7 protein-coding genes and 1 pseudogene are annotated in these 9,163 nt (G+C 48.6%); 3 read left to right on the top strand and 5 right to left on the bottom strand.

The window, feature by feature from the left end; genetic code table 11:
* The 4 genes and pseudogenes from ACESLU_RS05385 to ACESLU_RS05400 all read right to left on the bottom strand — a co-directional run.
* A pseudogene (locus tag ACESLU_RS05385) lies at positions 1 to 360 on the bottom strand (hypothetical protein); the annotation flags it as partial.
* Positions 353 to 1,123 (bottom strand): SDR family NAD(P)-dependent oxidoreductase, encoded by a 771-nt coding sequence (locus tag ACESLU_RS05390; protein WP_372636202.1) that lies wholly within the window; start codon positions 1,121 to 1,123, stop codon positions 353 to 355. The pseudogene ACESLU_RS05385 and the gene ACESLU_RS05390, both read right to left, overlap by 8 nt.
* 166 nt (positions 1,124 to 1,289) lie before the next feature.
* Entirely contained in the window at positions 1,290 to 2,825 is a 1,536-nt protein-coding gene (locus ACESLU_RS05395; protein ID WP_372636204.1) for an amidase family protein, read from the bottom strand.
* Positions 2,826 to 2,839: 14 nt separating this feature from the next.
* Positions 2,840 to 3,103, bottom strand: a complete 264-nt coding sequence (locus ACESLU_RS05400; protein ID WP_372636207.1) for a twin-arginine translocase TatA/TatE family subunit — start codon at positions 3,101 to 3,103, stop codon at positions 2,840 to 2,842.
* A 184-nt stretch (positions 3,104 to 3,287) separates the two neighbouring features.
* Between ACESLU_RS05400 and ACESLU_RS05405 the strand changes: the two genes are divergently transcribed.
* The 3 genes from ACESLU_RS05405 (at position 3,288) to ACESLU_RS05415 (ending at position 7,496) form a co-directional block, all read left to right on the top strand.
* Positions 3,288 to 3,542 (top strand): DUF2795 domain-containing protein, encoded by a 255-nt coding sequence (locus ACESLU_RS05405; RefSeq protein ID WP_073063167.1) that lies wholly within the window; start codon positions 3,288 to 3,290, stop codon positions 3,540 to 3,542.
* A gap of 99 nt (positions 3,543 to 3,641) precedes the next feature.
* On the top strand, positions 3,642 to 6,065 hold the full coding sequence (locus ACESLU_RS05410) for a BamA/TamA family outer membrane protein (RefSeq protein WP_372636210.1): 2,424 nt from the start codon (positions 3,642 to 3,644) through the stop codon (positions 6,063 to 6,065).
* Between the two features lie 258 nt (positions 6,066 to 6,323).
* Complete coding sequence (locus ACESLU_RS05415; RefSeq protein ID WP_372636213.1) at positions 6,324 to 7,496, top strand: lycopene cyclase family protein; 1,173 nt, start codon at positions 6,324 to 6,326, stop codon at positions 7,494 to 7,496.
* Between the two features lie 226 nt (positions 7,497 to 7,722).
* Here ACESLU_RS05415 and ACESLU_RS05420 read toward each other — a convergent pair whose 3' ends face one another.
* A complete protein-coding gene (locus tag ACESLU_RS05420; RefSeq protein WP_372636216.1) occupies positions 7,723 to 8,769 on the bottom strand; it encodes an AI-2E family transporter in 1,047 nt (348 codons plus the stop codon).
* Between the last annotated feature and the right edge of the window lie 394 nt (positions 8,770 to 9,163).

A 9,163-nucleotide genomic window follows, 5' to 3' on the forward strand; every position in this document is an offset into this window, starting at 1 on the left:
ACAAAGCATAATACGGTCGGTTTGCCGTGGATTAAAGGCGGCGATAATATTGGTAAGCTGCAACGTGTCGCCGTTATAGCCTTCCGTCGAAAATTCCTGAGAAAAGACACGCTCCATACCCGCATAGGATTGAAACTTCCGGAAGAGATAATTTTTGGTTTCCCTGTGTCCCTCCGAACCGGGATTGCGCGGGCCAAATTTCACCTGTTCCTCAACGAACCGGTATGCACTGTCGGCAGAAAACGCCGGGACCTCTCTCCCTTTTTTTTCAAAGTTCAGGCGTTGTTGCTGCTCTTTGGGATCATCGCATCCATAAAAGAGGATTATTAACAACGACAGACAGAGGATACGATTAATCATCGCTCCGGTGTACCATGGTCGCGGAAGACTGGTCAACAGTAAAGATAATCGTATCCATAATATTCACATGCGGGGGACGATTGGCCGTAAAATGTATAACCTCGGCAATGTCTTCGGCAACGAGGGGCCGGATGCCTTCATAAACCTGATCCGCTTTGTTTTTATCACCGTCATACCGCACCTCGCTGAATTCGGTTTCCACCAACCCCGGAGAGACCATGCTGACACGTATGTCAGTATCGTGCAGGTCCTTCTTTGTAGCCTCCGTAAAAGCCTTGACAGCATGCTTCGTCGCACAGTAAATGGATCCCCCCGTATAACTCTCATGTCCCGCAATAGACCCCACGTTAATAATATGTCCGCTGTTTCGCTCCCTCATTTCAGGCGCAATAAACCTGGTCATGGTCATCAATCCCTTGATGTTGGTATCAATCATCTGGTTCCAGTCGTCAAGGTCAGCCTCGTCCACGCCATCCACGCCTTTCGCCAGGCCGGCGTTATTCACCAGGATATCAACAGGATGAGAAAGCCCTTCCACCATATCCCGACAGGCCCCGGCGTCCCTGATATCAAACGCTGCCGTCTCAACCTCGATGGTATAATCCGACTGCAAGTCCGTGGCAATTTCATCCAGACGCTCCTGGCGTCGTCCTGTAAGTACAAGGTTGCATTCCGATGCCCCAAACGAATAGGCGGTGGCTTTTCCTATGCCGGATGTCGCCCCGGTGATGATTCCCCATTTATTGGCAAGTCTGTTCTTCATGATTGCTAATAATCGGTTTTGTCGTTCGACTTAACATGCATAGCTGAAATAGAACCTCTGAGCTAATAAGGAAAAATTTGTATTCATACGATCCGGCAGGTCTATTGTGATCAACACCGAACACGCAATCCAATCAACCCGTCGTGTGCTGCTCATCTGCGGCAATTCATTCGCTGAGTTGTTCTACCAGGCGTGCGGCATTGAACAGTTTACCCTCTTCGAAGGTACCGGCCATAAACTGCATGCCATACGGCAAGCCATTGGAATGGGTCCCTGCGGGGATATTAATTCCGCATATACCTGCTAAATTGGCTGAAATGGTGTAGATGTCGTTAAGATACATCTGCACGGGATTCTCAATATTTGCCCCTACATCAAAGGCTGTTGTGGGAGCCGTTGGAGAGGCAATAACATCGACCTCCTCAAAAGCTTCAGTAAAATCCTGTTTGATCAGGCGGCGCACTTTTTGGGCCTTCCCGTAATAGGCATCATAATACCCGGCACTCAGCACATAGGTGCCCAGCATAATCCGCCGCTTAACCTCGGTACCGAACCCCTCCGTACGGCTCTTTTTGTAAAGCCGGATGAGCGGGGAATCCATATCCTCGAGCCGGGCTCCCAGTTTTACCTTTTCTTCGCCTTCAGCAAGCCTAATCTGTTCTTTCAAGGCTTCTTCCTCTTTCTTCAGGTCAGCCTCCACTTCCCTGATATCCGCACGATGACCATAACGAATACCGTCGTATCGTGCGAGGTTACTGGACGCCTCCGCCGTAGCTAAAATATAGTAAGTGGCGATGCCGTATTTCATATGCGGCAGGTGAATAGGTACCAGCTCAGCCCCCGCCTCCTCCAATTCGGACAACTGGTCACGGATGCCTTCCCGAATTTCATCATCCAGTCCCTCGCCAAAATATTCTTCCGGTACGCCTATCCGGATATTGGAATCTGGATTATCTGCATACTGCCGGTAGTTGGGCACGGTCCGGCTGGAGGAGGTATTATCATTCTTGTCAAAGCCCGCCAGTGTTTCAAGCATGACAGCCGCGTCTTTTACCGAGTGGGTCAGGGGACCTATGCAATCGAAGGAAGACGCAAAGGCAATCAATCCGTGCCGCGAGACCCGCCCGTATGTTGGCTTCAGGCCAACCACTCCGCAATAAGAGGCCGGCTGCCGGATGGATCCCCCCGTGTCTGTCCCCAGAGCGGTCGTACAGAAATCAGCGGCTACCGCAGCCGCGCTTCCACCCGATGATCCCCCCGGTACTTTGGTAACGTCCACCGGGTTATGGGTGGGTTCATAAATAGTATTCTCCGTTGAGGATCCCATGGCGAACTCATCCATGTTCAAGCGTCCCAATAAAATAGCATCTTCATTTATCAACCGTTCTACCACGGTGGCATCATAGACACTTTCAAAATTCGCCAGGATATTCGAGGCGCAGGTGGCCTGTTTGTCCTTTTCGCAGATCAGATCTTTAACTCCCACGACCATGCCCGCCAGTTTGCCCGCCGTACCTTCATCCACTCGATCCTGGACTGCACCGGCTCTCTGAAGAGCAGCCTCTTTATCGAGGCTTACGACAGCATTGATCTCATCATTGCGCTGCTCAATATTTTGAATATAGTTGTGTACAATGTCGGTAACGGATAGCTCTCCGGTCTCCAAAGAGGTACGGATCCGGCTAAAATCTGAAAAACTCAACGATGTTCTATAATTTAGTTAACTTTACTTTCTTCGCTTGTGTTGGTGTTGGTATTGGTGTTGGTCTTGGTTTTGGTCTTTGTCTGTGTCTTGGATTCTGACTTCAGACCTTCCTTCTCCCCTTGTTCAAGCTCCTGCTTGATCTGGTCGGAGGCCTTGCGGAACTCATTCATTCCCTGACCTATGCCGCGGGCTAATTCGGGAATGCGTTTAGCTCCAAAAAAAAGTAAAATAACCATCAGGACGATAAGTATTTCCATTCCGCCGAAACTTCCCATATAATATTCCTCGTTATATTAAGTTTATTGGTTACGAAAGGTAAGATAAGAATTATTTTGTAGATCTTTCAGTCATAGTTCGAAAAAAAAATTGCATTTTCGATAAAAATGAGTTGAATTTAATAGGCAAGACCTTTGTTAAGGTGCTAAGAAATTCTAAGAAACTAAAAAAGTAATATTATTTATGATTTGGACAGTAGAATTAGCCGCTACATTAGATGATGCGCCCTTCCCTGCAACCAGAGAAGAGCTCATCGAGTGGGCAGAACGCAATGGCGCGCCCCAACAGGTGCTTGATAACCTGTACGATCTGGAAGAAATTGAAGAAGGTGAAGATGTTGTATATGAAGATATGGAAGATATCTGGCCCGACTATATCGGGAAAGAAGATTTCTTTCATAATGAGCAGGATGAAGGATTTGACTACGACGACGTTTAAGAATCCTTTTATCAGTACAAGATCTAACATTTAACAAAAACGGTTGCATGACGGGTTCGTGCAACCGTTTTTTATGAATCTTTAATGTTCCATATTCTCTTGAAAAAGAATAATGCGGTAAACAGATTTTTCCTCTTTGTATGCTCGGGGATATTCGGTATATCACTAATCCTTGCGACGAGAGGCGCTGCAATAGCTCAAAATGAGCAGGCGGACAGTGACACCACCGATCATGTTGTTCGTATTATCCGGTTCGTCGGTAATGATAATGTCAATGACAATACCCTCGAAACGTTAATCCGCACGCAGACGAACCGTGAGTTCTTAGGGATCCCCCGCTTTACTCCCTGGTATTTTATCTGGCAACTCACTAAAAAATTTGGCGAGCCCCCCACCTTTCTGAACCGCGAAACGGTAGCTAACGATATAGAGCGCATTCAGCGATACTACCAGACCATCGGCTTTTTAGATGCCAGTGTGGACACCAATATCGTGGAATTCAAGGATAAACGCGTAGAGGTTTCTTTCCTGATAGACGAAGGAGATCCCTCTTCCATCAGAACTATCGCCTATACAGGTATGCCCGCTTTTGAAGATACCACACGGGTCCCTGAATTTTACGAAGACAGTCCCCTGACCCGGGAGCGGATCAATGATACTACCTATGCCTATCATCGCCGCTATTCCGAAAATGCCCTGACGCAGGAGCGTAGCCGCATCATCACTTTTCTAAAAAACAACGGCTATGCCGCCGTTCAAAACGATTCCATTTCGGTATTGATGAAACGCGACCCGGAAAACCGGCATCAAATGGATGCGCTGTTCACGATTAATCCGGGACGCGAATATACGTTCGGGGATCTGAGTATCAGCCTGGCCGGGCCGGGCGGGTCTGAGGGCTACGCCGAGCAGGACACCGTACAGCGTCCGGAGCTCACTTCGGGTGACAAGAGGATGTATCTTCAGAAAGATCCCTCGGCACAGACGAAATTCAGCCTGCTTACCGACCAGGTACTCTTTAAGCCGGGCGAAGCGTTTGATCAGTCGCTCTATATCCGAACGGTGAATGAGTTTCAAAACCTGGGGATGCTGACGATACAGCAGTTCGGTTTGAGTGAAGATGGGTCCCTGCCCGACTATTCCACAGAGGAGTTGCCCGTCATGTTTTCACTCCGGTCCCTTCCCAAGCACTCCGTGAATGTCAATGTTTTTGGGATGCGCCGCTACGGTTATGGTTCGGGAGCGGGGCTTACGTATACAAACAATAACCTGTTTGGCAGGGCGGAGAATCTGCAGCTGAGTCTCAATGGCAGTTTTGAATATGTGAGCTCCGAGACCATTCGCGATATCGCGCCCGATTCCTCCCCTCAATCCGTCGATGGCGGCTTTTTCCAGAATTTTGATGCCCGTATCGAATACACCCTGCCGCGGCTTAACTTCCCTTTCGCCTTTCTGGACGACAGGGTTTCTTTTTCCAATGCACGAACCCGTTATGGTCTGTCTTTCACTCAATCCGATCAGCTTCTTTTTGACATCAACTCGGATATCCGTTTCAACCTGCGTTACGAAGTGGAACACAGCAACCGGTTTTCGAGCTATCTCGACCTGATCGAACTGGACCTGCTCGACACAACGCCCTCATCCCAGTTCCGCCAATCCCTGCGGGAGGAGTTTGGGGAGGATTCCTTTGAGTACCAGCGTATCCTGGAAGACTTCCGTCCCCAGGTTTCATCCATCTTGCGCTATACCTTTCAAAGCAAACGAACAGACCTCATCAAGCGCAATTATGGATATTTTAGCGAGTATTCTGCAGCTATCGGGGGAAATATCCCCTATCTGGCTGACCGATTTTTTGTTACCCCCGATACGCTGGAGGGCAATCTCCCTCCCCTTATCCCGTCGAGCCAAAACAGTCTCGCCTACAGCCGTTTTTTAAAGGGAACCATTGATTACCGGCGCTATATTCCAATTTCAAATAACGGCGTATTTTCCTACAGGGGATTCCTGGGGATGGCTACACCCTACGGCAAAAGCAGTTCCCTGCCCCTGAACCAACGTTTTTATGCCGGGGGAACCAACGACATTCGCGGGTGGAATATTTACAGCCTGGGTCCGGGAAGCATTCCGCTGGACGAGGTTACCATAAGCGGCGGCGAAATCAAGCTGCTTGCCCAGACAGAGGTCCGGCAGCGCTTTATCAGTAATTTTCTCTCCTCCAACTGGGTTGCGGCATGGTTTGCGGATGCCGGCAATATCTGGTATGGGCCCCGCACAGAATTTCCGTCATCTCCCGAAAGCTCCCGGCAAACAGTAGAAAATCAACACCGGATTTTGGAGCAGGGAAAATTTAAGTACGATCAGTTTTATAAGCAGATTGCCGTGGGATCCGGGGCGGGCTTTCGCATAGACTGGGAATATATCATTGTACGGTTTGACTTTGCATTTCGAGTCCACGACCTGCAGGAGGGCTGGTTTAATAACAAAAAGCTTTACTTTAGCTTTGGCATCGGGCACTCTTTCTAAGGGCAACAATTCTGAGTCAAGAGTAGATAAAACGGCATTGCTAACATTTCAGGATCGCTTTTTGTAATTTCTATTCCGGATTCTGTTGGATTGTGGCACGAGCCAGACGATTTGGGTGGAGGTTTTTTGAAGCGAATAGCGGGGCCTTTTAACAAAATAGAGCGTGGACCTGACCAAGATTAGCTGACTCACAGTAGATTTTGCTAAGTCTGCCAGATTAACGGATCAAAAAGAATTTAACCAGAGGAATGAGCTAAGGTGTATCAGGAATACGATTATATTATCGCGGGGGCTGGGGCAGCGGGACTCTCACTCGCCTGGGGCATGCTTCAATCGCCGCTGGCGGATAAAAATGTGCTGGTTGTTGATGCCGACCCAACGCCCAGACATGACAAGACCTGGTGCTTCTGGCATGCCGGGACGCCTCCCTTTTCAGACATCATTCACAAAAGATGGTCTACGGTGGAAATCGGCACACCGGAAGAACGCTTTTCGCAACCGGTCGACGAGTACCACTACTACGGACTGAGGAGCATCGATTTTCAACAAAACGTCCTGCAAGCGATAAGCGCACATGATCGATTCCATCTCCTGGAAAATGCCGTCACGGATCTAACGGCCCATCCTTCAGAGCAGGCGGCCATACTGCATACGCCAGACCATACGTATCAGGCTCCGTACATTTTTCAAAGCTGTTTTAGACCGCCCGGACTTGAGGAAGCCGATATCCGTTACCCGCTGAAACAGCATTTTATGGGATGGGAGCTGACGGCTAACCGGGAAGTCTTTGATGCTTCTGCCTGTGTGCTCATGGATTTTGACGAGACCTTCACTGACGGGGTTGCTTTTATGTACCTGTTGCCCTGGGATGATACATCCGGACTGCTGGAATACACTGTTTTTTCCGACCGGCTTCTCAGGCGCGAGGTCTATGAAGAAAAAATAGCCCTCTACCTGCATAACCGGTTTGGCCTGCAACCAATCGATTACCAGATAACGCGCGAGGAACGAGGCGTTATCCCGATGCAGGATCGCCCGTTCATCCCCTGGTATAAACCGCGCATTATGAATATCGGCACCCGGGGCGGGCTTACCAAACCCTCGACCGGCTATACCTTTATCCGCATACAGGATCAGGTTCGGGGCATTATCGATGGATTGCTTTCCGAAGGTGCCCCTCGTGTTTCCCCGCCTTCAAAACGCCGGTTCAGGGCCTATGACCTGTGGTTACTCCATATATTATATACCGAACCCCGGGAGGCACTGGATATTTTTTTCCATCTTTTTAGAAATAACGCCATAGATGATATTTTTCGTTTTCTAAACGAAGATTCAACGCTCATAGATGACCTGAAAATTATGAGTAGTGTCCCTTATCGTCCCTTCTTAAAGGCCATCTGGAAAAGCCGGAGACGCCTGAGAGAATTGTAGCATCTTTATGGTTCCTCTCCGGCCATTCTCCTTAGCAGCACGAACAGACCCTGGAGTTGCCCGAGTACTTATTTCCTCGACGAAAAAGAACTCAAATATCAGGAATAGAAGGTAAAAGTGATCATTAGCCGATCGATTCGTTCTCTCAACCGGACCCCCGGATGCCGTCGTAGCATCATGGCCACGGCAATCCGATGAACCAAAAAATGCAACAGTTTTGAAGTCATTACTGCTTCGAATCGCCGAAGAGATATCCAACAGGTTTTAGGGCATCGACCCGGTCAAAAATATGCTTTAAAATACCTACGAAGGGGACAAACAGGATCATCCCCGAAATCCCCCAGAGCTCACCGCCTATCAGAAGGGCTGCCAACGCTACCATGGGATTGATACTAACCCGTGATCCCACGATATTCGGGGTAATAAAGTTGCCTTCCAAAAACTGAACGATCGCAAAAATGGCGATTACGCCCAGCGGATTCAAAAGAGAGTCGGTAAACAGCAAGGCAAATATAACAGCGGGAAGACTGCCGATAATGATGCCGATATAGGGAATAATAGCCAGTATAGCGGCAAATACGGCAAAAAACAGCACGTGTTCAATACCAATAATCCACAGGCCGATAGCATTCAGAACTGCCAGCAGCGTAATAACCGCCGCCATCCCTATAATATAGTTCTGGGTGACGCCCTGTATGCCGTCAACAACCTCGTTGACAACCTCATCCTCGCCCTGCCAAAGCTTGTAAAGAAAGGAGCGATACCGCTCTTTATAATACATCATGAAGAAAATAAAAAAGGGCAACAACCCGAGCGTCGTAAATACACTGGTCGTTGCACCAAGCGCAGTACTCATATACTCACCGCTTTTATTGACGACAGCGGACAGCCCCTGCTCAAAATATTCCAGTTGCGTGCTGGGCGATATATTAAACTTTGCCTCCATGAACTGCCGCAGATCGTTGCTTACAGCCTGTATCTTTTGATTGGCTTCCGGGAGCCGGTCTGTAAACTGTACCAGTTGTATCGACAACAGGGAGATAATCCCCCCCAGGATGATAAACAGCAGCAGCATACTGACGATAATCGCTACCATGCGATTCAGTTTTACCCGCTCCAGCTGCTGGCACAGCGGTTCAAGCAGCATGGCGATAAGTCCGGCAAAAGCCAGCGGCATTAAAATAAATTGACCGTAAGAGAGTATGATAACGACAAGGACCATTCCCAATAAGATCGTAGTCCATTTTAACCAGAAAGGGTATCTTTTGCTCATATCACCATCGGATAAATAATAAAAGTCTCATGAAGGTAAGCTCTCAAAGGGGATCCTCTCTGAGCTTCTTCCATAAGATGCTATATAAGTTTTTATTTCGATGATTACAACGGAATTCAGTTTCTGTCACATAACGATAAAACTTCGTGTGGGTAACGCCCCTGAACTGGTCCAGCCGGCGTCTGGCGATGCTGCAGAGCTGCAGGGGAGATTTTTATTTCCCTGCCGCCGGGTTCTCAAGGACTTCAGCATGTCGCGGCAGGGTTTGGCGACGGTCGCTAAAAGCTATGAAGCCAACGCCTCGGTGAGATCTTGAAGCGGCGGATCGAAATTTTCCTGAAAGATTTCAAACGGCACCCGTTTACCGACTTCATTCTTGACATTACTCTCCTCA

Origin of the sequence: Fodinibius sp. (genome assembly GCF_041642155.1) — a bacterium.
Lineage (GTDB): Bacteria > Bacteroidota > Rhodothermia > Balneolales > Balneolaceae > Fodinibius.

Bases quoted from the DNA above. Each gene is read 5' to 3' on its own strand.
- ACESLU_RS05390 (WP_372636202.1), bottom strand. From the start codon at position 1,123: ATGAAGAACAGACTTGCCAATAAATGGGGAATCATCACCGGGGCGACA.
- ACESLU_RS05400 (WP_372636207.1), bottom strand. From the start codon at position 3,103: ATGGGAAGTTTCGGCGGAATGGAAATACTTATCGTCCTGATGGTTATT.
- ACESLU_RS05420 (WP_372636216.1), bottom strand. From the start codon at position 8,769: ATGAGCAAAAGATACCCTTTCTGGTTAAAATGGACTACGATCTTATTG.
- ACESLU_RS05405 (WP_073063167.1), top strand. From the start codon at position 3,288: ATGATTTGGACAGTAGAATTAGCCGCTACATTAGATGATGCGCCCTTC.